This window comes from Pseudomonas cyclaminis, assembly GCF_015163715.1.
GTDB lineage: Bacteria > Pseudomonadota > Gammaproteobacteria > Pseudomonadales > Pseudomonadaceae > Aquipseudomonas > Aquipseudomonas cyclaminis.
On the sequence record NZ_JADDUM010000033.1, the window covers coordinates 1 to 22,413 of the forward strand.

At 60.8% G+C, this 22,413-nt stretch carries 19 protein-coding genes, 2 pseudogenes and 1 riboswitch; of the genes and pseudogenes, 14 read left to right on the plus strand and 7 right to left on the minus strand.

What is annotated here, in order from left to right; translation table 11 throughout:
• From IQK56_RS04885 to IQK56_RS04905, 5 genes and pseudogenes are all read left to right on the plus strand, one after another.
• Positions 1-735 (plus strand): annotated as a pseudogene (locus tag IQK56_RS04885) (class I SAM-dependent methyltransferase); the annotation flags it as partial.
• 18 nt (positions 736-753) lie between these two features.
• On the plus strand, positions 754-1,944 hold the full coding sequence (metK, locus tag IQK56_RS04890) for a methionine adenosyltransferase (protein WP_122310481.1): 1,191 nt from the start codon (positions 754-756) through the stop codon (positions 1,942-1,944).
• A 214-nt stretch (positions 1,945-2,158) separates the two neighbouring features.
• Positions 2,159-2,509: a hypothetical protein gene (locus IQK56_RS04895; RefSeq protein ID WP_099585793.1), complete on the plus strand. Its 351-nt coding sequence runs from the start codon at positions 2,159-2,161 to the stop codon at positions 2,507-2,509.
• Positions 2,510-2,604: 95 nt separating this feature from the next.
• Positions 2,605-4,269, plus strand: coding sequence for an NAD-dependent DNA ligase LigB (gene ligB / locus IQK56_RS04900; protein WP_193901575.1), 1,665 nt, complete (start codon positions 2,605-2,607; stop codon positions 4,267-4,269).
• 66 nt (positions 4,270-4,335) lie between these two features.
• On the plus strand, positions 4,336-4,731 hold the full coding sequence (locus IQK56_RS04905) for a DUF1090 domain-containing protein (protein WP_099585795.1): 396 nt from the start codon (positions 4,336-4,338) through the stop codon (positions 4,729-4,731).
• 6 nt (positions 4,732-4,737) lie between these two features.
• Here IQK56_RS04905 and IQK56_RS04910 read toward each other — a convergent pair whose 3' ends face one another.
• Positions 4,738-5,187 (minus strand): c-type cytochrome, encoded by a 450-nt coding sequence (locus tag IQK56_RS04910; protein ID WP_193863781.1) that lies wholly within the window; start codon positions 5,185-5,187, stop codon positions 4,738-4,740.
• A 128-nt stretch (positions 5,188-5,315) separates the two neighbouring features.
• On the opposite strand from IQK56_RS04910, the gene mltA reads away from it, so the two are divergent.
• On the plus strand, positions 5,316-6,512 hold the full coding sequence (mltA, locus tag IQK56_RS04915) for a murein transglycosylase A (protein ID WP_193863782.1): 1,197 nt from the start codon (positions 5,316-5,318) through the stop codon (positions 6,510-6,512).
• A 113-nt stretch (positions 6,513-6,625) separates the two neighbouring features.
• Here mltA and IQK56_RS04920 read toward each other — a convergent pair whose 3' ends face one another.
• Positions 6,626-7,012 carry an MAPEG family protein gene (locus tag IQK56_RS04920; protein ID WP_122310489.1) on the minus strand — a complete coding sequence of 129 codons (387 nt, stop codon included), beginning with the start codon at positions 7,010-7,012 and terminating at the stop codon, positions 6,626-6,628.
• A 185-nt stretch (positions 7,013-7,197) separates the two neighbouring features.
• Between IQK56_RS04920 and IQK56_RS04925 the strand changes: the two genes are divergently transcribed.
• On the plus strand, positions 7,198-8,457 hold the full coding sequence (locus IQK56_RS04925; RefSeq protein ID WP_122310491.1) for a cation:proton antiporter: 1,260 nt from the start codon (positions 7,198-7,200) through the stop codon (positions 8,455-8,457).
• On the opposite strand, the gene IQK56_RS04930 is transcribed toward IQK56_RS04925, so the two are convergent.
• The 3 genes from IQK56_RS04930 to IQK56_RS04940 all read right to left on the minus strand — a co-directional run bounded on the left by IQK56_RS04930 (position 8,451) and on the right by IQK56_RS04940 (position 11,831).
• Positions 8,451-9,338, minus strand: coding sequence for a formate/nitrite transporter family protein (locus tag IQK56_RS04930; protein ID WP_150674384.1), 888 nt, complete (start codon positions 9,336-9,338; stop codon positions 8,451-8,453). The two genes, IQK56_RS04925 and IQK56_RS04930, sit on opposite strands and share 7 nt — an antisense overlap.
• 71 nt (positions 9,339-9,409) lie before the next feature.
• Positions 9,410-11,326, minus strand: coding sequence for a patatin-like phospholipase family protein (locus IQK56_RS04935; RefSeq protein WP_193863783.1), 1,917 nt, complete (start codon positions 11,324-11,326; stop codon positions 9,410-9,412).
• A 100-nt stretch (positions 11,327-11,426) separates the two neighbouring features.
• A complete protein-coding gene (locus IQK56_RS04940; protein WP_150674386.1) occupies positions 11,427-11,831 on the minus strand; it encodes an acyl-CoA thioesterase in 405 nt (134 codons plus the stop codon).
• A gap of 191 nt (positions 11,832-12,022) precedes the next feature.
• Positions 12,023-12,129: riboswitch (S-adenosyl-L-homocysteine riboswitch) on the plus strand.
• Between the two features lie 21 nt (positions 12,130-12,150).
• On the opposite strand from IQK56_RS04940, the gene ahcY reads away from it, so the two are divergent.
• The 5 genes and pseudogenes from ahcY (at position 12,151) to rhlE2 (ending at position 18,711) form a co-directional block, all read left to right on the plus strand.
• A complete protein-coding gene (ahcY, locus tag IQK56_RS04945) occupies positions 12,151-13,560 on the plus strand; it encodes an adenosylhomocysteinase (protein WP_017735703.1) in 1,410 nt (469 codons plus the stop codon).
• Positions 13,561-13,736: 176 nt separating this feature from the next.
• Positions 13,737-14,582: a methylenetetrahydrofolate reductase [NAD(P)H] gene (gene metF, locus IQK56_RS04950; protein ID WP_099586237.1), complete on the plus strand. Its 846-nt coding sequence runs from the start codon at positions 13,737-13,739 to the stop codon at positions 14,580-14,582.
• An 83-nt stretch (positions 14,583-14,665) separates the two neighbouring features.
• The gene (locus IQK56_RS04955) at positions 14,666-15,748 is read left to right on the plus strand and encodes a hypothetical protein (protein ID WP_193863784.1); all 1,083 of its coding nucleotides are present in this window, start codon (positions 14,666-14,668) and stop codon (positions 15,746-15,748) included.
• A 63-nt stretch (positions 15,749-15,811) separates the two neighbouring features.
• Positions 15,812-16,602 (plus strand): annotated as a pseudogene (locus tag IQK56_RS04960) (substrate-binding periplasmic protein).
• Positions 16,603-16,824: 222 nt separating this feature from the next.
• The gene (gene rhlE2 / locus IQK56_RS04965; protein ID WP_122310505.1) at positions 16,825-18,711 is read left to right on the plus strand and encodes an RNA helicase RhlE2; all 1,887 of its coding nucleotides are present in this window, start codon (positions 16,825-16,827) and stop codon (positions 18,709-18,711) included.
• A 95-nt stretch (positions 18,712-18,806) separates the two neighbouring features.
• On the opposite strand, the gene IQK56_RS04970 is transcribed toward rhlE2, so the two are convergent.
• The gene (locus IQK56_RS04970) at positions 18,807-19,385 is read right to left on the minus strand and encodes a YceI family protein (RefSeq protein ID WP_099585807.1); all 579 of its coding nucleotides are present in this window, start codon (positions 19,383-19,385) and stop codon (positions 18,807-18,809) included.
• A gap of 32 nt (positions 19,386-19,417) precedes the next feature.
• Complete coding sequence (locus tag IQK56_RS04975; protein ID WP_122310507.1) at positions 19,418-19,969, minus strand: cytochrome b; 552 nt, start codon at positions 19,967-19,969, stop codon at positions 19,418-19,420.
• 272 nt (positions 19,970-20,241) lie between these two features.
• On the opposite strand from IQK56_RS04975, the gene IQK56_RS04980 reads away from it, so the two are divergent.
• Together IQK56_RS04980 and IQK56_RS04985 are read left to right on the plus strand one after the other, a co-directional pair.
• A complete protein-coding gene (locus tag IQK56_RS04980; RefSeq protein ID WP_150674389.1) occupies positions 20,242-21,648 on the plus strand; it encodes an adenosylmethionine--8-amino-7-oxononanoate transaminase in 1,407 nt (468 codons plus the stop codon).
• Positions 21,649-21,680: 32 nt separating this feature from the next.
• Entirely contained in the window at positions 21,681-22,400 is a 720-nt protein-coding gene (locus tag IQK56_RS04985; RefSeq protein ID WP_150674390.1) for a 16S rRNA (uracil(1498)-N(3))-methyltransferase, read from the plus strand.
• Positions 22,401-22,413 lie beyond the last annotated feature (13 nt).

Genomic DNA, 22,413 nt, shown 5'->3' on the forward strand with positions numbered 1-22,413 from the left:
CGACCTGCTCGGCGGCAAACTGCACGCCGCCCTGCTCGAAGAAGTGGACAACCTGAGCCTGCAACCGACGTACAGTCGCGCATCGGCCAGGTCCACGGGCAACGCGCAGCGGCGAGTCAGGATTTTTTCGCACGGGTGGCCGAGAAGTTTCGTGCGCAGCAAGACCTGATCGCCGGCCTGCCGCAGTACCGCGACAGCGTGCTGGCACTATTGGACAAGCTGAGCTTCAGTGATGAGGCGACGGCATTGGAAGTCGGGCCTGGGGATGGCGGTTTTCTGCCGGAGCTGGCGCGCCGCTTTCATCAGGTGACCGCGCTGGACAACAGCCCGGCAATGCTCGAACTGGCGCGACAGCTGTGCGAGCGTGAATCGCTGGGCAATGTGACCCTGCAACTGGCTGACGCCTTGAGCGGCACGCTGATCAAGGCCGACTGCGTGGTGCTGAACATGGTCTTGCACCATTTCGCCGCCCCCGCCGACGCCTTAAAGCAAATGGCCGGGTTGCTGCACCCCGGCGGTAGCCTGTTGGTTACGGATTTATGCAGCCACAACCAGAATTGGGCCAGGGAGGCCTGCGGTGATCTCTGGTTGGGTTTTGAACAGGACGATCTGGCCCGTTGGGCCACCGCTGCGGGGCTCGTTCCCGGGGAAAGCCTCTATGTAGGCTTACGTAATGGTTTCCAGATCCAGGTTCGCCATTTTCAGCGACCGGCTGGCGACACTCACCATCGGTAATATCAGGAAAACATCGAGATGAGCGAATACTCCCTTTTCACCTCCGAGTCCGTGTCTGAAGGGCATCCGGACAAAATCGCCGACCAGATTTCTGATGCGGTGCTGGACGCCATCATTGCTGAAGACAAGTTCGCCCGTGTGGCGTGCGAGACTCTGGTGAAAACCGGTGTAGCGATCATCGCTGGCGAAGTGACTACCACCGCCTGGGTTGACCTGGAGCAGATCGTCCGTGACGTGATCACCGACATCGGCTACACCAGCTCCGACGTCGGCTTCGACGGCGCGACCTGCGGTGTGATGAACATCATCGGCAAGCAGTCCCCGGACATCAACCAGGGTGTCGACCGTGCCAAGCCGGAAGACCAGGGTGCCGGTGACCAAGGCCTGATGTTCGGCTACGCCAGCAACGAAACTGAAGTGCTGATGCCAGCACCGATCACCTTCTCGCACCAGCTCGTGCAACGTCAGGCCGAAGCGCGTAAATCCGGCCTGCTGCCTTGGCTGCGCCCGGACGCCAAGTCCCAGGTGACCTGCCGCTACGAAGGCGGCAAGGTGGTGGGTATCGACGCTGTCGTACTGTCGACCCAGCACAACCCTGACGTGTCCTACGCCGACCTGCGTGAAGGCGTGATGGAACTGATCGTCAAGCACGTACTGCCGGCCGAACTGCTGAGCAAAGACACCCAGTTCCACATCAACCCGACTGGCCAGTTCATCATCGGTGGCCCGGTGGGCGACTGCGGCCTGACCGGTCGCAAGATCATCGTCGACAGCTACGGCGGCATGGCCCGTCACGGCGGCGGCGCGTTCTCCGGTAAAGACCCGTCCAAGGTTGACCGTTCGGCCGCCTACGCCGGTCGTTACGTGGCCAAGAACATCGTTGCGGCCGGCCTGGCCGAGCGTTGCGAGATTCAGGTGTCCTACGCCATTGGTGTGGCCCAGCCTACGTCGATCTCGCTGAATACCTTCGGCACCGGCAAGATCAGCGACGACAAGATCGTCAAGTTGGTGCGTGAGATCTTCGACCTGCGCCCTTACGCGATCACCACCATGCTCGACCTGCTGCATCCGATGTACCAGGAAACCGCAGCCTACGGCCACTTCGGTCGTACCCCTGCGCAGAAGACTGTCGGCGACGACACCTTCACCACTTTCACCTGGGAAAAAACCGACCGCGCCAACGACCTGCGCACCGCCGCAGGCCTGTAAGCACGCGTTGCACCTGAAAGCCCTGCCGGGTTCGCCCGGCGGGGTTTTTTATGGCCTGCGCGACCCCCTTCACATTTTTTGGATCCAAACCTTGCAGGCCCAATGATGGCCCTCTAGAATCCGCGCCCTCTCGGGCCCTCTACCTTATTTGGATATTGCCCTGCGCCAGCCCGGGATAGACACGTGCACAGGCAATCGAACATTGAGGTTTTTCATGCGCATCTCCACGCTCGCCCCTGCTGCCCTTCTGCTCAGCCTGTTCGCTCTGCCGGCCCACGCCGCGGACCTGAGCGCACTGAGTGGCGCCCTGACCTCCCAGCTGGGTGGCGGCAACTCCGGCGACTGCCAAAAGCAAGCCGCAGACCTGCAAACCAAGATCGATGCGGCCGAAGCCAGCAAAGACACTTTGAAAGTGAAGGCCTTCAAAGCGGCGCAAGACCAGATCAACAAAGGTTGTGACAAACTTTCCGAGGCCCAGGCCAAAGCCGACGCCAAGCAGCAAACCCAAGAGGCCAAGGCCGATAAGCCGGATGCAGTCAAAGCCTTGGGCGGTCTGTTCAAGTAAGCAGAAACACCCCGTAAAAAGCCCCGCACTGCCGGGGCTTTTTTGTGGCCATGAGGTTCATTTAGGCTGGGCACCCTTTCCGGGCAAGGATGCTCATGATGCGTTTATTGATTGCTCTGTTACTCAGCGCGTTACCCTTATTGGCATGGGCCGAAGACTGTCCCGACGAGGCCCGGACACAGGTCGACACCCTGGCCGAACAGGTCCGCCTGTGGGATGACAGCTACCACCGCCTCGGCCAATCCCCCGTCCATGACGAGCTCTACGACCAGGCCCGCCAGCGCCTGTCCCATTGGCGCCAGTGCTTCCCTCCAGCCACCTCGAAACCTGATGACCCACTGGCCAGCGCTAGGGGCACCTTGCGACATCCGGTTGTCCATACCGGCCTGGAAAAACTGCTGGATGAGCAGGCCGTCGGCGCTTGGCTGGACGCCCGAGACGACGTGTGGATCCAACCCAAGGTTGACGGAGTTGCGGTGACGCTGGTGTACCGTCAGGGCCGGTTGAAGCAAGTGATCAGCCGCGGCGATGGCACTCTCGGCCAGGACTGGTCAGCCTCCGCCCGCAGGATCCAAGGGATTGTCCAGCAACTGTCGGAGCCGATCGACCTGGTGCTGCAAGGCGAGCTCTATTGGCGCCTCGACGACCATGTGCAATCGGCGCTTGGTGGGCTCAATGCCCGCAGCAAGGTGGCCGGTTTAATGAACCGTCGGCAACTGAGTGACGCCGACGCTGCCAGCATCGGCCTGTTCGTCTGGGGCTGGCCGGACGGTCCAGCCGTATTCACCGAACGCATGAACACACTGGCACACTGGGGTTTCACCGACAGCCAGCGCTACAGCCAACCCGTCCGGACGATCACCGAAGCCGCGCACTGGCGCACCTATTGGTACACCCACCCACTGCCCTTCGCCAGCGACGGCGTGGTGTTGCACCAGGCATCACGGGCGCCCGCCAAGCGCTGGCAAGTCAGCGCACCCTATTGGGCTGTCGCCTGGAAGTACCCCGCTTCCAAGGCGTTGGCCCTGGTCCGCAAGGTGCAGTTCAAGATCGGACGCACGGGGCGCATCACGCCGATTCTGGAACTGGAGCCGGTGCGGCTGGACGACCGGCAGATCAGCCGCGTCAGCGCAGGCTCGTTGAAACGCTGGCAGGCGCTGGATATTCGCCCTGGCGACCAAGTGTCCATCAGCCTGGCGGGCCAAGTGATCCCCCGACTGGACCAGGTGATCCTGCGCAATACCACGCGGATCGACCTCCCAGTACCCGACCCGAAGGACTTTCACGCCCTGAGTTGCTGGCAACTGGACCCAGGCTGCGAAGAACAGCTGCTCGCACGCCTGACCTGGCTGAGCGGCAACCAGGGCCTGGCGCTGCCGCACATGGGCCGCGAGACATGGAACATATTGATCCAGGCCGGTCTAATCGCAGGCTTTCTCGATTGGTTAACCCTGGATACGGCAGAGCTTGCTAACATTGATGGCTTGGGTGAACGCAGCCGCGCGCGACTGCTCGACAGCGTTCACAGCGCTCGGCAACGACCCTTTGCACAATGGCTCAAAGCCTTGGGTGTGCCGCCTGCGGCCCGCAGCAACCTGGAGGGTAACTGGCAGACGCTGGTCGCCAGAGATACCCAGGCCTGGTTGGCCATCGATGGGATAGGTCCGGGGCGAGCAGCGCAACTGAGCGCTTTTTTCCGCGATCCACAGGTACTGGCTTTGGCTGAAACACTACGCGTGGCCGGAATAGACGGGTTTTAAACCCCACCCAGCCACCCTTAAACCACCGCAGAATTCACCCTGCACTTTGCGACCCTGGAGCTCCACATGAAATTCCTCGCCCCTTTTGCCCTGCTGACCGTCGCAAGCTTCATGGCCACGCCACTGCTGGCCGCTGAAGAAGCCCCCCAACTCACCGGCTGCGCCGCCAAGCGCCAAGCCATCAGCACCCAGATCGAACAAGCCAAGGCCCACGGCAACAGCGCCCAACAGGCCGGCCTGGAAAAAGCCTTGAGCGAAGTCACCGCCAACTGCACCGATGCCTCGTTGAGGAAAGAGCGGGAAAACAAGGTGCTCGACGCCAAGCACGAGGTCAGCCGCCGTCAGGCCGACCTCGACAAGGCGATGAAAAAAGGCGACTCAGAGAAGATCAACAAACGTAAGGACAAACTCGCCGAGTCCCGCAAGGAACTGCAGGACGCCGTGGAAGAACTCGACCAGTAAAACCGGTCAGTGGTCACGAAACTGTTTATGGCAGGCACTGCAGGCGTCTTCGACTTTCTGTACGGCCGGCGAAAGGTTACTGGCCTTGTAGGGCTGCACCTGGCTGGCGATCACCAACTCACCGGTGGCCGCTTGCAGGTCGCGAGCCAATTGCTGGAATTGCGCCTGTTTTTGCCACACATCATCCTTGGCGCTGGTGTGGTCTTGCTCGCGCACGCTCGGAAAATGCTTCCATGGTTCATGGGACAACGCATCGAGCTTGACCGCGCCCTCGGCGAATTTCGCGCCGTCGAACGGAATGCGTCCGCGCAACATGCCGCCCAGGTCTTCGCCGGTCTTGAGCATCTGCTTGAAGATCGCCTTGCGCTGGCCCAGGGGCGAATTCGGATCGACGCCGCCGCAGGCAGACACTGCCAGGCAGGCCAACAGTACAACCGTCATTTTTTTAAAAGTCATGGTGGCTCAGGGTCACGGGAAACGGCGGCCAGTATCCTCGCCCCGCCCGCAAAGACCAATAGCCCTATTAATAATAAGGGTTGCCCAAGAGCGCCAAGGCGCGGGCAATCGTTTCAGGAAATACGTGTATGAGTCTCATGTTGAAACCCTGGAGCCGCCGTCTGGCGTGGGCTCTGCCGATGATTGCGCTGCTGGCCGGCTGCGACGCAGGCAAGAACACCGGTAAAGACACAGCTAAAGATGAAGCAGCCAAACCCCATGCCGTTGCCACTTACGTCAGCGCCCCCTGGGAAGCGCTGCCGACGGTATCCGACAGCGACCTGCTGGCCGGCTTTGAATCCTGGCGCAGTGCTTGCCAACGCCTCAAGGCCGACCCTGTATGGGGCGCGACCTGCGCGGCGGCAGCCAGCGTGCCGGGCAATGCCGTAGCGGTGCGCGGCTTTCTCAAGGAGCGCCTGGATGTGTTCGGCCTGCGCTCGGCAGACAACACCCCCAACGGCTTGATCACCGGCTACTACGAACCGGTCTACCCCGGCAGCCTGACCAAGACCGCCACCGCCCATGTGCCGGTGTATGGCGTGCCGGATGACCTGATCATCGTCAACCTGGAAAGCATCTACCCGGAACTCAAGGGCAAGCGTCTGCGCGGTCGCCTGGAAGGCCGCGTGCTCAAGCCTTACGACGATGCCAGCGCCATCAACGGCCAAGGCTCCAGCGCCAAGCCGATTGCCTGGTTGACCCAGCCGATGGACCTGCAATTCCTGCAGATCCAGGGCTCGGGGCGCATTCAACTCAAAGACGGGCGTCAACTGCGCGTCGGTTACGGCGACCAGAACGGCTACCCCTACCGCCCTATCGGCCGCTGGCTGGTGGAGCAGGGCGAGTTGAAGAAAGAAGACGTGACCATGGGCGCCATCAGTGCCTGGGCCAAGGCGCACCCGGAGCGAATCCCGGAGTTGCTGGCAAGCAACCCCAGCTACGTGTTCTTCAGCGCCCGCCCCGACAGCAACGAAGGCCCGCGTGGCTCGCTGAATGTGCCGTTGACCGCCGGCTACAGCGTGGCGGTGGATCGCAAGGTGATTCCGCTGGGCAGCTTGTTGTGGCTGTCGACCACCAAGCCTGACGGCACGCCGTTGGCACGTCCGGTTGCGGCGCAGGATACGGGAGGTGCAATCACTGGCGAAGTGCGTGCGGACTTGTTCTGGGGCACCGGCGATGCGGCGGGGGAACTGGCCGGGAATATGAAGCAGCAAGGGCAAATCTGGATGTTGTGGCCCAAGGGCGCGGCGTTGCCACAGGTCCCGGATGCACCGAGTGGAACCTGACAGACGCTGACAACCAACGGTGAAACGAGGCTTATTGTGATGAGCGGGCTTCTGTGGTGAATGGGGCCCGCTCACCACAACCAACCCGCTCCCCAATGGGTGCATGTCAGGCCCTAGATCGAGACAAAGAAGAAACTCGCAATCAACGCCATGCCCACAGTCCACACCACCGAACGCATTATTGCCCAGTCGGCCAGGTAGCAAATGATGTACAGCAGGCGGCTGGTGATAAACAGCACGGCCAACACATTGATGGTCACCAACTCGGCCGTACCGGCCAGATGCGCGATTATCACCGCCGCCGCAAACGCCGGGGTGACTTCAAAGCCGTTGAGTTGCGCACTGTGGGCACGCTTGGCAACCCCTTGCAGGGTGTCCAGGAAAGCACGCGGGTCGTGATTCTGCCGAGGCCCGAACTTGCCCTGGCTGAACTTGGCCACACCTGTACACAGGTAAGGCAGAAAAATTGCGATCAACACACACCAGAAAGCGACCGTCATCACTCATTCCTTTTGTAGTTTTAAACAGCGATTAGAGTTTTAGCACTAAACATACCAAACCGCACTTACCCGCTAAGAGCCGCCGCGCACCAAAAGGTTCTATCGGGCGCCGTGCAACCTCACACCGCTGCTGCGGTCCATCCCCCCACTCATCACTGATCTTCCTCCCACTCCAAGGACCCCGGATGCTTGAACTTGTCGCCGCCTTCATTTGCCTCACCACCCTGCTCACCTATGTGAACTTCCGCTTTATCGGCCTGCCGCCCACCATCGGCGTCATGGTCACGGCCCTGCTGTTTTCCCTGATCCTGCAAGGCCTGAGCGTGCTCGGCTACCCCGGCCTTGAGGAGCGTATCCAGCAACTGATCGGCCAGATCGACTTCGGCGACTTGCTGATGAACTGGATGCTGTCGTTCCTGCTGTTCGCCGGTGCCTTGCACGTCAACCTCAGCGACCTGCGCAGCTACCGCTGGCCCATCGGCCTGCTGGCAACCTTCGGCGTGCTGATCGCCACGGTAGTGATCGGCAGCCTGGCGTACTACATCTTTGCCCTGTTCGGCTGGCACGTGAGTTTCCTCTACTGCCTCCTGTTCGGCGCGTTGATCTCGCCCACCGACCCGATTGCGGTGTTGGGTGTGCTGCGTACTGCCAATGCGTCGAAACCGCTTAAAACCACCATCGTCGGCGAGTCACTGTTCAACGACGGCACGGCGGTGGTGGTCTTTACCGTCCTGCTGGGTATCGCGCAATTGGGCGAGACGCCTACCGTGGGCGCCACCGCCATGCTGTTCGTCCATGAAGCGGTTGGCGGCGTGGTGTTCGGCGGGCTGATCGGCTACCTGGTGTACCTGATGATCAAGAGCATCGAACAACACCAGATCGAAGTCATGCTGACCCTGGCCCTGGTGATCGGCGGCTCGGCGATGGCCACAGAGCTGCACGTCTCTGCACCGATTGCGATGGTGGTGGCCGGGCTGATCATCGGCAACCTGGGGCGCAAGCTGGCGATGAACGACATGACCCGGCGCTACCTGGACGGTTTCTGGGAATTGCTCGACGACATGCTCAACGCCTTGCTGTTTGCGCTGATCGGCATGGAACTGCTGCTGTTGCCGTTCAACTGGCTGCACGTGTTTGCGGCCAGTTTGCTCGCAGTGGCGATCCTGCTTTCGCGCCTGCTGACCGTGGCCCCGGCGATCCTGCTGCTGCGCCGCTGGCGCACGGTGCCCCGCGGCACCATTCGTATCCTGACCTGGGGCGGCTTGCGCGGCGGGGTTTCGGTGGCATTGGCGTTGGCCCTGCCACTGGGCCCGGAGCGCGACTTGCTGCTGAGCATCACCTACATCGTGGTGCTGTCCTCGATACTGTTGCAGGGGTTGAGCATCGGCAAGCTGGTCAAGCGCGTGACCCGGGACGAGCCCCAGGCCACGCCTGACGCTCACTGATCCTGGTCGATAGGCTGCGGATGCCTTGGGTCCGCAGCCTTCTTGCCCGGCAGACTGCCTTCGCTGCGAATCTGCGCATGGCTGATCAAGGCAAAGATAAAGCTGCCCCCGATGATGTTGCCGGCCAGTGTCGGGCCGGCAAACACCAGCCAGAAATCCTTCCACGGCAGCTCGCCGGCAAACACCAGATAAGACACTTCTGCCGAACCCACCACGATATGGGTGAAATCCCCCAGCGCCATCAGATACGTGATCAGGATAATGATCCACATCTTGGCGCTTTCCATCGATGGAATCATCCACACCATAGTGGCGATCATCCAGCCGGAGACGATGCCCTTGGCGAACATCTGGCCGGGGTCGTTTTCCATGATCTTGCGCCCGATCTCCAGGAAGGCCATGTCGGTCTTGGTATCGAAGATCGGCAGGTGCAGCATCACATAGGCCACCAACAGGGTGCCGCAGAGGTTGCCGACCAGCACCACTGACCACAGCCGAAGCAGACGCCCGGCATTGGCCAGCGTTGGCTTGCTCATGACCGGCAGCACGGCGGTAAGCGTGTTTTCGGTGAACAGTTGCTGGCGCGCAAGAATCACCGCCAGAAAGCCCGCACAGTAGCCGAAGCTGGCAATCACCTTGAATGCTTCACCCTCGGGCAGGCGTGAATTGAGCAGACCCATGGCCATCAGCGACAGGCCCATGGTCAACCCGGCGGCCAATGCCGACCACCACAAGGCGGCCACACTGCGCTCCAGTTCCTGGTCCCCCTGGGTGCGGATGATTTCATGCAGCACCGCTGCACGGGGTGGCTGGTTCTTGTCCACATCCTGCTGCTCTTCCTGCGACAGGTTGGGAGTTTTGCCGTCTTCGTGTATGGCCATGATGGTCCAGAGTCCAAGGGGTGCCTGTAGCTACGACACGTCCCAGCGATGGCTGTTCAGTGGCCAGGTCACTAAACCGGAATGCGCCAGGCCCTGGCCTGTTCCACAGTGGTGGAATTGACCGGTTCACTCCAGGGTTTATTGCGTGCTCCGTAGTTTTGGACAATACCGTCAAGCACGCGGTTGAATGCTGCCGGCGTGGTCGCCTTGGCCAAGTCAAGCGCCGCCGCTTGCAACAACTTGACGTTGGCATCGGGTTGGCCCGGGCGGTACTGCGATGGGTAAATGACCTCACGGGTGAAGTTCTCAGCCTTCACCGCAATATCGCGCCTCTGCATTTCGGCAATGGCACTGGTCATGACCTTGGAGGTTGGCGTTTTAACCGACGCCTGCTTGGCGCTCATCTGCAAAAGCTGCTGGAAATTACGCTGCCCACCCGCATTAAGGCGCCGCCCCAGCCACTCGACTTGTTCGGGCCGACGAGCAAGTGCGTCCAGATTACGTAGCGCCGATGCCAACTTGGGCGTGAGCGCAAGCGCTCCTGAAGATTGATTGGCATCCGTAATCGCACCGTCCAGGCCCCCCAACGCCTCGCAAGCATCCTCGCGAAACTTCAGTACGGCTACGGCAGCCGGATCATTCTCCAAGTGACCCTGGACACGGGTAATGAATTCATCATCCATCGCCAACAGCGCGCTTTCCAATGAGGCGAACTGATAATGCTCACGTGTTGTGTCCCGCCTTTCCAGATGGGCCGCTACCGTTTGACGCGCCAGCGCCTGCAGATAATCTTTCTGTTCAGGGGTCATGGTGAAGTTGACGGTGCCATTGAGCAGGCCGCGGAAGTCACCTTTTGTGGTGTTCAGCGGCAACGTCACGGTCTGATCAGCAAGTGCCTTGAGCCGGTCATCTTGATAAGCCTGGGCCGCCGTGTGCGGCGTATCGGTAAAGGTGTCGACCAGATGACTGAAAAAACCACCGCTTTTTTGCGGCGTTGCAGGCTTTTCGGATTCGAATTGGACGATCAGGGGCTCGTCTCTGTTCAAGGTGCTCTCTGGCGATGAACGGTCAAAGATATTGGGAGCTGGGGTATTGAGGAGCAACCCACCATCGCGAAAGGCCGTAACTTCTGCCCCCTCCTGAAATGCGTGACCCTGCTCCATCGGACTCTTGAACAGCACCGGCAACGAACCCGAGATATGCGCAGCGCGGGCGATGTCCATGTCCGGGGTCAGGTTGGCGTTGAACACCACCAACTGTGGGCGACCGTCGAACATAGCTGTACCGGTGATGTTGAGTTGCTTGATTGCCGGGATAGCGCGGTTCAACACCTCAAGATCACGAAAGGTCGGCGCCCCTCCGGCACTGAGCCGGTCGGCAATCTTCATGAGTTCGGCTGACCGGGTGGCCCTGGGTGTGTCAGCGATATGGGCGAGAATTGATTTGCGCGACTCATTGCGCATCATCTCCACCAACTGGGGCGCCTCGGTCTGCAGGCGCGGCATCATGGTCAATAAAAGCTGGGAAATATTGCCGACCGGGCCAGGCAGATGCCTGGCGAGTTTGCCAAGGCTTGAACTGGCGTCTTGCAGCCGGGCCGTCACCGGGTCGTGGCTGTTGAGCAACCCAGGCAGGTCGATGCGATCCGAGAGGGTATCGAAAGCCTTGCCCCCCATGCCGCTGGCAAGTAACACGCCGGAGATTGCCCCTGCGGATGAGCCGGAAACCACCTTGATACCCTGCATTTTCCCGACATCTTCAAGCGCCTGCGTCATCCCGGAAAAGGCAACACCTTTGGCACCGCCACCGCTGAGCACCAGGTGTCCAGGCGCAGGCGGTGACAAAACCACCTCCACTGCGCCACTGCTGTCGCGATAGAGGCTCAACTTACGTGGCCCTAAACCCTCGACCAACGAGGTGCTACTGCTTGGGTCCAAAGGGTAAGGCAACGCCGGCTGAACCTGATAAACCGGACCGGACACTTTCATATGCAAGTCTCTCACTGCAGGGTGTGAGACTGAGTGACGGGAACGCTACGCAAAGATCCAGACAGAATGATCCGGTAAAGAAAATCCAACCGCTGCCGCGTTATTCACTCAGGCTGCCATCCTGGAACTGGTCTTTCACGTACTTGATCTCTGTACGGCCGTGAGGGGCCGGCAGGCCGTCTTCACCGAGATTGACGAAGACCATTTTTTCCACGGTGAGGATGCTTTTGCGGGTGATCTTGTTGCGCACTTCACAGGTCAGCGTGATGGAGGTGCGGCCGAACTCGGTGGCGGTGATACCCAACTCGATAATGTCGCCCTGGCGCGACGCGCTGACGAAGTTGATTTCGGAAATGTATTTGGTCACCACCCGCTGGTTGCCCAGTTGGACGATGGCGTAGATGGCTGCTTCTTCGTCGATCCAGCGCAGCAGGCTGCCGCCGAACAGGGTGCCGTTGGGGTTGAGGTCTTCGGGTTTTACCCATTTGCGGGTGTGGAAGTTCATGGGGGGCTCCGGGGGTGAGGTGTTTGGAGGATTGGGGTATGGCCCCCAGCTTCAAGTTTTAAGCTATAAGCTGCAAGTTAAAAGCCGATTTGCTTTTACTTGCCGCTTGTAGCTTGTAGCTTGCCACTAGTCGCTCAAAGACCGTTATAATCGCCCCCGATTTCGAACGGCTACTACCGTTCTCCCGCCACCTGTCCGAGGGGCGCTGCAGCAGGTTCAACCTGTCAGGCTCGGATGGGGCGTTGTCCGGCCTGATTCCCCTGGCCTGATACTAAACGCACAACGGCGCCCATTCGCACACTACGAATGGAGGCTCTTCATGAGCGCTGTCAACACGCCTGCAGATTTCACCGACTACAAAGTCGCCGACATGTCCCTCGCCGCCTGGGGCCGTCGCGAAACCTTTATCGCCGAATCCGAGATGCCAGCCCTGATGGGCCTGCGTCGCAAGTACGCCGGCGAGCAACCGCTCAAGGGCGCGAAGATTCTCGGCTGCATCCACATGACCATTCAGACTGCCGTACTGATCGAAACCCTGGTTGCCCTGGGTGCCGAAGTGCGTTGGTCGTCCTGCAACATCTTCTCGACTCAAGACCAGGCCGCCGCTGCGATCGCTGCTGCCGGTATCGCGGTTTACGCCTGGAAAGGCGAGACCGAAGAAGAGTACGAGTGGTGCCTGGAGCAAACCATCCTCAAAGATGGCGCGCCTTGGGATGCCAACATGATCCTCGACGACGGCGGCGACCTGACCGAGCTGCTGCACAAGAAATACCCGGCGATCCTGGACCGCGTCCACGGCGTCACCGAGGAAACCACCACCGGCGTACACCGCCTGCTGGACATGCTGGCCAAGGGCGAGCTGAAAATCCCGGCCATCAACGTCAATGACTCGGTGACCAAGAGCAAGAACGACAACAAGTACGGCTGCCGTCACAGCCTGAACGACGCCATCAAGCGCGGCACCGACCACCTGCTGTCGGGCAAGCAAGCCCTGGTGATCGGCTACGGCGACGTGGGCAAGGGTTCGTCCCAATCCCTGCGTCAGGAAGGCATGATCGTCAAGGTTTCCGAAGTTGACCCGATCTGCGCCATGCAAGCGTGCATGGACGGTTTCGAAGTGGTTTCGCCGTTCATCGACGGCCAGAACGACGGCACCGAAGCGAGCATCGACAAGGCCCTGCTGGGCAAGATCGACCTGATCGTGACCACCACCGGCAACGTGAATGTTTGCGACGCTAACATGCTCAAAGCCCTGAAGAAGCGCGCCGTTGTCTGCAATATCGGCCACTTTGACAACGAAATCGACACCGCTTTCATGCGCAAGAACTGGGCTTGGGAAGAAGTGAAGCCACAGGTGCACAAGGTTCACCGTACCGGTGCTGGCGATTTCGACCCGCAGAACGACGACTACCTGATCCTGCTGGCTGAAGGCCGTCTGGTTAACCTGGGTAACGCCACTGGCCACCCAAGCCGCATCATGGATGGCTCGTTCGCCAACCAGGTCCTGGCCCAGATCTTCCTGTTCGGCCAGAAATACGCCGACCTGTCGCCCGCCCAGAAAGCCGAGCGCCTGACCGTGGAAGTACTGCCGAAGAAACTCGACGAAGAAGTGGCCCTGGAAATGGTCCGCGGCTTCGGCGGCGTGGTGACTCAACTGACCAAGACTCAGGCCGACTACATCGGCGTGACCGTTGAAGGTCCGTTCAAGCCGCACGCTTACCGCTACTGATATGCCTGCTGCCTGCCCCCCCTGTGGGGGCGGGCGTAAATGTGGGAGGGGCTTGCCCCCGATGGCGGTAGGTCAGTCGATATATTTGCTAACTGACACTCCGCTATCGGGGGCAAGCCCCCTCCCACATCGACGGTGTACACATTGCGCAATTATGAGCTTCCAAGGGTATGACCATGTCCCAAGACCGTCGCTACAGCTTCGAGTTCTTCCCGACCAAGACCGATGCTGGGCATGAAAAACTGATGGCGACTGCCAAGCAGTTGGCCAGCTACAACCCTGACTTCTTCTCCTGCACCTACGGCGCCGGCGGCTCGACACGTGATCGCACGATCAACACCGTGTTGCAGCTGGAAAGCGAAGTCAAAGTTCCCGCCGCTCCGCACTTGTCGTGCGTGGGCGACAGCAAGGACGACCTGCGCGGCCTGCTGACCCAATACAAGGCTGCCGGCATCCAGCGCATTGTCGCCCTGCGTGGCGACCTGCCCTCCGGCATGGGTATGGCCAGCGGTGAGCTGCGCTACGCCAATGACCTGGTGAGCTTCATCCGCGAAGAAAGCGGCGATCACTTCCATATCGAAGTGGCGGCTTACCCGGAGATGCATCCTCAAGCGCGCAATTTCGAGGACGATCTGCAAAATTTCGTGCGCAAGGCCAACGCCGGCGCCAATAGCGCGATCACCCAGTACTTCTTCAACGCCGACAGCTACTTCTACTTCGTCGAGCGTGTACGGGCCATGGGCGTGAATATCCCAATCGTGCCGGGCATCATGCCGATCACCAACTACAGCAAGCTGGCACGTTTCTCCGACGCCTGCGGCGCCGAGATCCCACGCTGGGTGCGCAAGCAACTGGAAGCCTACGGCGACGACGTCAAGAGCATCCAGGCGTTCGGCGAGCAGGTCATCAGCGAAATGTGTGAGCGTTTGTTACAAGGTGGCGCACCAGGGTTGCACTTCTATACCCTGAACCAGGCTGAGCCGAGCCTTGCTATCTGGAACAACCTTAAACTGCCACGCTAGGCCAGTTTAATAGCAGTACCCGGCCCTCGTTATTACGGGGGCTTTTTTTGTCTATATATCCTCGGAAAGGAAACCAGCAGTAAATGAATACAGCGTCCCCGACTCCCCGCCCGCAGCTGATTTACCTGGTATTCGGCGCCGAGACCTACCATCAGGAAGCCGTATTCAGTATCGCCAGTGCCCTTTCTCACCTGGGCGGCCCCCAGGACATGCCGTTGGATATCCAGGTCTTCAGCGACAATCCGGCGCCCTACCGTGGCCTGCCGGTGCAGGTCCATGTATTGGACGACGCTACGCGCCAGCGCTGGAGCGAGCCCCACGGCTACCACTTCCGCACCAAACATGTGCTGTTGCGCCAGGTGCTGGAAACGGCTGAACTGGCGCTGCTGATCGACACCGACACGTTTTTCCACGACTCGCCCATGGCGCTGTTCGAACGCGTCGCGCCTGGCACCGTGCTCTGCAATGCCTTTCACGCCAAGTACGGCGATAACCACGAAAGCGTGCTGTATGAAGTCCTGGCCAAACACTTGGCCGACAAAGGCCTGGCCGACGACGAGATGTGGCTGCTCAACTCCGGCGTCATGGGGCTGACCCGGCAAGACGCGCACATTCTGGATCGCTCGATCGAGCTGATGGACGAACTGTTCCCCATGGCCCGCGGCGCCTACACCCTGGAAGAGTTCTGCCTGTCGGTGGCCGCTTACCGCACACTCGACGTGCGCCAGTGCCCCGACCTCATCCATCACTACTGGAGCCGCAAGCAGTTGTTCCGGGCCAAGGTCAAGGCGTGGGTTACCAAGCACGCCGCCGACCCGCTCTGCGCCCAGGCCCTGGCCGATACACGCAAGGTCTCCGCGCACCTGCCCCGTCCGCCACGCCTGCAACGCTTGATGTACAAGCTGATCACCCTGGCGTTGCCCAAGCGCAAGCAGCAGTTCATCCGCGAGATTCTCTACGGCTGCTACGAGCACGAAAATGAATTCGACCAAGCCTGTGGCCCGGTTTGGTGGGACAAGGCGCTGCAGAACCAGGAAGAACGCCAGAAATGCCCGGTCGACGCACACCAACTCGAACATTGGTTCGCCAACCCTGTGGTGCGGCTGATTCTCGGCGAGCGACGTGCAGCCATCTACGAACACCTGATGACCTCGCCCACTAAATAGCGGCGCCCGCAGAAGCTTGCGCCAGAGCTTCTCTTTAGCGCACGGGCGTCGTAACCTCAGGGTATGCCCGTCATTCTGAAGTTGTTGACCGCTGCATTTTTTACTTGCCTGAGCCTGGCCGCTTACGGCGAGAAATTGCGTATTGTCACCGAGCCGTGGGCACCTTACGTCTATGAGGAACACGGCGCCATGCACGGGCTGGACTACGAAACCACGGTGATCGTGTTCCAGCGCCTGGGGGTCGAGGTGCAGTGGCAGTTCCTGCCCTGGAAGCGTTGCCTGGCCATGCTTGATCAAGGTCATGCTGACGGCGCCCTGGATATTTTCCACAGCCACGACCGCGACGCCCTGTTGCTGTACCCCAGCGAACCCCTGTCGGAAGTGGAGTTCGTAATGTTCTACGCCAACGAACGCCCGCATCCGGTCCAAAGCCTTGACGACCTGCGCGGCCTCACGGTCGGCACGTCGCCAGGCTACCTGTACGGTTCGCCCTTCATCGACTCCACCGAATTCAACCGCGAGCCGGCCCCCAGCCATGAAGCCAACTTCGGCAAATTGCTGCTGGGGCGCATCGACCTGTTGATCACCGACCGCCGGGTGGCCAGCACCTGATCAAGGCACTGGGCCTGGAAGACAAAGTCAGCCAGGCCCCCGTGGTGGTCAGCCGCCAGCAGCAATACCTCGCCGTACGCCGTGGCGCGGGCATGGACCTGCTGGTGCAACGTTTTGCCGCCGAGCTCAAACGCTTCAAACAGGAGCCGGCCTACACGCAATTGAGCGCCAAATATGGTGGAATCCAAGCGATTACGGCATCCGGACACGCCGTTGAGCAGCAGGAAAGCGGCGCGCCGTGATTGCTCTGTTATACTCCGGCCTTCCCGCCAGGCTTACGCCCGGCCGCTGAGGTCTTGAAAAAGGCACCCAACCCCGCTACTGCGCAGCTTTCCAGCCCGCGCGAGCCGGTGGAGTGCCCGCCAGACGCAGCAGGACCGGACGGGATTGCGCTCCCCTAAGCGCCATTCACGCCCGGCAAGATTATCCCTTTGGGCCAAGCCCTAACTAAAACAGGATTACTCATGTCCTTTGCTTCCCTCGGTCTCTCCGAGGCTTTAGTCCGCGCCATCGAGGCAGCGGGCTATACCGAGCCTACTCCGGTGCAACAGCGGGCCATTCCCGCCGTGTTGCAAGGTCGCGACCTGATGGTTGCGGCTCAGACAGGTACTGGTAAAACCGGCGGCTTCGCCCTCCCGATTCTGGAGCGGTTGTTTCCCAATGGTCACCCGGACAAATCCCAGCGTCACGGCCCGCGCCAACCGCGCGTACTGGTCCTGACCCCTACCCGCGAACTCGCCGCCCAAGTGCACGACAGCTTCAAGCTGTATGCCCGCGACTTGAAGTTCGTCAGCGCCTGCATCTTCGGCGGCGTCGGCATGAACCCACAGGTTCAGGCCATGTCCCGTGGTGTTGACGTGCTGGTGGCTTGCCCTGGTCGCTTGCTCGACTTGTGCGGCCAAGGCAGCGTCGATTTGTCCCACGTGGAAATCCTCGTGCTGGACGAAGCCGACCGCATGCTCGACATGGGCTTTGTCCATGACGTGAAAAAAGTCCTCGCCCGCCTGCCGGCCAAACGTCAGAACCTGCTGTTCTCGGCAACGTTCTCCCAGGACATCACCGCCCTGGCTGGCAAGCTGCTGCACAACCCGGAACGCATCGAAGTCACGCCACCGAACACCACGGTCGAGCGTATCGAGCAACGCGTGTTCCGCCTGGCCGCCAGCCACAAGCGCTCGCTGCTGGCCCACCTGATCACCCACGGCGCGTGGGAACAGGTGCTGGTGTTCACCCGTACCAAGCACGGTGCCAACCGTCTGGCTGAATACCTGGACAAGCACGGCCTCACTGCCGTCGCCATCCACGGCAACAAGAGCCAGAATGCGCGCACCAAAGCCCTGGCCGACTTCAAGGCCGGCAGCGTACGTATCCTGGTAGCAACCGATATCGCCGCACGCGGCCTGGATATCGACCAGTTGCCACACGTGGTCAACTTCGAGCTGCCAAACGTCGACGAAGACTATGTGCACCGTATCGGCCGTACTGGCCGTGCCGGTCGTTCGGGTGAAGCCATTTCCCTGGTAGCACCGGACGAAGAAAAACTGCTGAAAAGCATCGAACGCATGACCAAGCAGAAAATCGCCGACGGCGACCTGATGGGCTTCGATGCCAGCGCCGTAGAGGCCGAGAAGCCTGAAGTGCGCGAACGTCCGGACGTGCGTAACCCACGCAACCCACGCGGTCCGAAGGGCGATGGCCCGAACGGCGGCGGTGGCGGCGGTGGTCGTCGTGACAAAGGCAAAGACAAAGGCGGCAAGGAAAAAGCGCCCACCAACGGCCGTGGCGAACGCCCAGCCCGCGAACAGAAACCCCGCGAAGGGACCCCGGCCCGCGAACAGCGTCAGCCGAGCCAGCCGCCCCGCGCTACCGCCGACCGTGCCCCGGACGAGTTCCTCGACGACGACGTGGACAACTTCGGTAACCGCGTTGACTACGTGCCCCAGGCCAAACCGGCCCAAGGCCGTGGTCGTCGTCCAGGTGCTCCAGCACAGGGCGCAGGCACTGGCGCACCCCGTGGCGGCCAGCCACAGGGCGCTCGCCAAAACGGTCCGCGCAACAGCAGCGGCGGCACCACCGGCACTCCACCTGCCAAGCGCAGCGGTCCGCGTAGCGGTGCACCGCGTGACGGCCAGGCCCGTCGTGAAGACTCGCGCAGCAACAACCGCCGACCAGCCCGTGACGACCAGCCTCGTTCGTCCGAGCCAGCCGTGCAAAACCCGCGTGGTGGCCCGGCGCCGAAGATCATCCACAAGGAGTCGAAAGCTGACCGCTTCCCGACACCTGAGCAGTTGGATCAACTGCCAGGCCGCCCTCGTGGTGAAAAACCAGCGCTGCTGACCCGCAACCGCTGAGTTTTAAAGCCCCATAAAAAATGCCCCGCCTCTTTCGAGACGGGGGCATTTTTTTGGGCTCAGCAAAAACCAATGAGCCCTGCTGTGGGCAGAAATTACTTCTGCTTGACGCCTTCCAGCGAGATGTCCAGGTCAACAGTCTGCGACGACGGGCCTGGGCCTTTGATGCCGAAGTCATTCAGGTTCAGCGTGGTCTTGGCGTTGAAGCCGGCACGCTCGCCACCCCATGGATCCTTGCCTTCACCGTTGAAGGTAGCCTTGAAGGTCACAGGCTTGGTCACGCCGTGGAAGGTCAGGTCGCCGGTCACGTCAGCGGTTTTGTCGCCGGTGGATTTAACAGCGGTAGACACGAACTTGGCGTCAGCAAACTTGGCAACGTCCAGGAAGTCCTTGCTGGCGATGTGCTTGTCACGTTCAGCGTGGTTGGACCACAGGCTGGCGGTTTTCACGTCGACGGCGATTTTGCTGGCTTCAGGCTTGGCGGCATCCCAGCTGAACGAGCCATCCCAGTCCTTGAACGTACCGTGGATGAAGCTGTAGCCCAGGTGGCTGATTTTCCAGTCGATGAAGGCGTGCTGGCCTTCCTTGTCGATTTTGTAGTCAGCGGCCATCACCTGACCGGCAGACAGCAGAGCAGTACCGAGTGCCAGAGCAGCGAGTGTCTTTTTCAACATGCTTTATATTCCTTGTGAGTCGAGGTTGAACATCAGGCTTTGCGCCCCAGCATTCGCGTGAGGGTCGCATCACGATCGATAAAGTGGTGTTTCAACGCAGCCACGCCATGTAAGCCAGCGAAGACCACGAGCACCCAGGCCAGGTACAGATGCACCAGGCCTGCGTTGTCTGCCTGGTCCGGTAGACCGGAAACCACGGCAGGGATTTCAAACAGACCAAATACCGGGATACCGACACCATCAGCGGTGGAAATCAGGTAACCGGCAATCATCACGGCAAACAGCCCGAGATAGAGGAACCCATGGCCAAACGCAGCGCCGAGGCGGGTCAGGCGGCTGTAGCTGGCCAACGGCGGTGGTGGCGGGCTGAGCAGGCGCCAGATGATCCGCACCAACATAATGGCAAACAGCGTGATGCCAATGCTCTTGTGCAGGTCCGGCGCATCTTTGCGCCAGGCGCTGTAGTAGTCGAGCCCGACCATCCACAAGCCCAGGGCGAACAGACCGAATACAACCAGGGCTACGCCCCAGTGCAAAATCATACTGACCCAGCCGTACCGGGCTGGAGAGTTACGTAGCTGCATGTACTTAATCCCGTAAGAGCTGCGCCCAAGACTAGCGTTTTACCTATCGAATTAAAGCGGAAAATTTCGCTTTGAAATATCGAGAAATCCGATCTGGAGCGTATGCACAATAGGTTAACCAAGGATTAAGGACTATTCCTAAGAAACGTGACAGTCCGTCCTGTGTTTACTCCGAATTCCCGACAATGGCTTGTGACCCAGGCCACCATTGCATAGGCTTGCGCGATTGTTTCGCCTGCGCCGCTCGCAGGACCGCTTCGAGGAGATCACCGATGGGCTTGAACAACCAGTGGATGCAACGCGACCTCGCCGTGCTGTGGCATCCCTGCACCCAGATGAAAGACCACCAGCAACTGCCGCTGATCCCGATCAAACGCGGTGAAGGCGTCTGGCTGGAAGACTTCGAAGGCAAGCGCTACCTCGACGCCGTCAGCTCCTGGTGGGTCAACGTGTTCGGCCACGCCAACCCGCGCATCAACCAGCGCATCAAGGACCAGGTCGATCAGTTGGAACACGTGATCCTCGCCGGCTTCAGCCACCAGCCGGTGATTGAACTCTCCGAGCGCCTGGTGGCGATGACGCCCGAAGGCCTGACCCGCTGCTTCTACGCCGACAATGGTTCGTCGTGCATTGAAGTCGCCTTGAAGATGAGCTTTCACTATTGGCTCAACCGCGGCCTGCCGGACAAAAAGCGCTTCGTCACCCTGACCAACAGCTACCACGGCGAAACCATCGCGGCGATGTCGGTGGGCGACGTGCCGCTGTTTACCGAGACCTACAAGGCGCTGCTGCTCGACACCATCAAGGTGCCAAGCCCGGACTGCTACCTGCGTCCCGAAGGCATGAGCTGGGAAGAGCACTCGCGCAACATGTTCCTGGCCATGGAACAGACCCTCGCGGACAACCACGCCACCGTCGCCGCCGTGATTGTCGAGCCGCTGATCCAGGGCGCCGGCGGCATGCGTATGTACCACCCGGTGTACCTCAAGCTGCTGCGTGAAGCCTGCGACCGCTACGGCGTGCACCTGATCCACGATGAAATCGCCGTAGGCTTCGGCCGTACGGGCACGATGTTCGCCTGTGAGCAGGCCGGCATCCGCCCGGACTTCCTGTGCCTGTCCAAGGCCCTGACGGGTGGCTACCTGCCGCTGGCGGCCGTGGTCACCACGGATGATGTCTACGACGCGTTCTACGATGACTACCCGACCCTGCGCGCCTTCCTGCACTCCCACAGCTACACCGGCAACCCGCTGGCGTGCGCGGCGGCCCTGGCGACCCTGGATATTTTCGAAGAAGACAACGTCATCGAAAACAACAAGGCCCTGGCCCAGCGCATGGCCACCTCCACTGCCCACCTGGTCGATCACCCCCATGTGTCGGAAGTGCGCCAGACCGGCATGGTATTGGCCATCGAAATGGTCCAGGACAAGGCCACCAAGACCGCCTATCCGTGGCAGGAACGCCGTGGCTTGAAGGTGTTCGAACACGCCCTGGAACGCGGTGCGCTGCTGCGCCCATTGGGTAGCGTGGTGTATTTCCTGCCGCCGTACGTGATTACGCCGGAGCAGATCGACTTCCTCGCCACCGTTGCCAGCGAAGGCATCGATATCGCGACCAACAGCAAGGTCAGCGTCGCCGTGCCAAAAGACTTCCACCCAGGCTTTCGCGACCCGGGCTGATGGCTCCTACCTAAATTCTTCAGAGAACAGACATGAGACTGTCCCGCTTTTTCACCGACACCCCGCTGAGCCTCGGTGACCATGAACTGCCCGAAGCCCAGGCGCATTACATCAGCCGCGTGCTGCGCATGGTCGACGGCGACGCCGTGCAATTGTTCGACGGCTCCGGCCAGGAGTTTCGCGGCACGTTGCTGGAGGTCGGGAAAAAACGCGTCACCGTAAACCTCACCGAACGCTTCACTGGGCAGACTGAATCACCGCTGCACATCCATCTCGGCCAGGGCCTGTCCCGAGGCGAGCGCATGGATTGGGCGATCCAGAAAGCCACTGAACTGGGGGTCAACGAAATCACACCGATTTTCAGCGACCGCTGCGAAGTGCGCCTCAAGGACGAACGCGCCGACAAGCGCCTGCTGCACTGGCGCCAGGTGGCGATCAGTGCGTGCGAGCAATGCGGGCGTTCTACGGTGCCGGTGATTCACCCGCCGCTATTGCTGGCGGACTGGCTGAAACAGGCCGAAGCCGACCTCAAGCTGGTGTTGCACCCGGTGGCCGAGCCGATGATCAGCCATGCCAAGCCGTCGAGCCTGGCCTTCCTGATCGGGCCGGAAGGCGGCTTGACCGACCATGAAGTCGATACCGCCCAAGGTGCCGGCTTCCATGCAGCGCGCCTGGGCCCGCGGGTGCTGCGCACCGAGACCGCGCCCGTCGTCGCATTGGCCGTCGCCCAACAACTCTGGGGCGACTTCTAAGCCACTTTGCCCA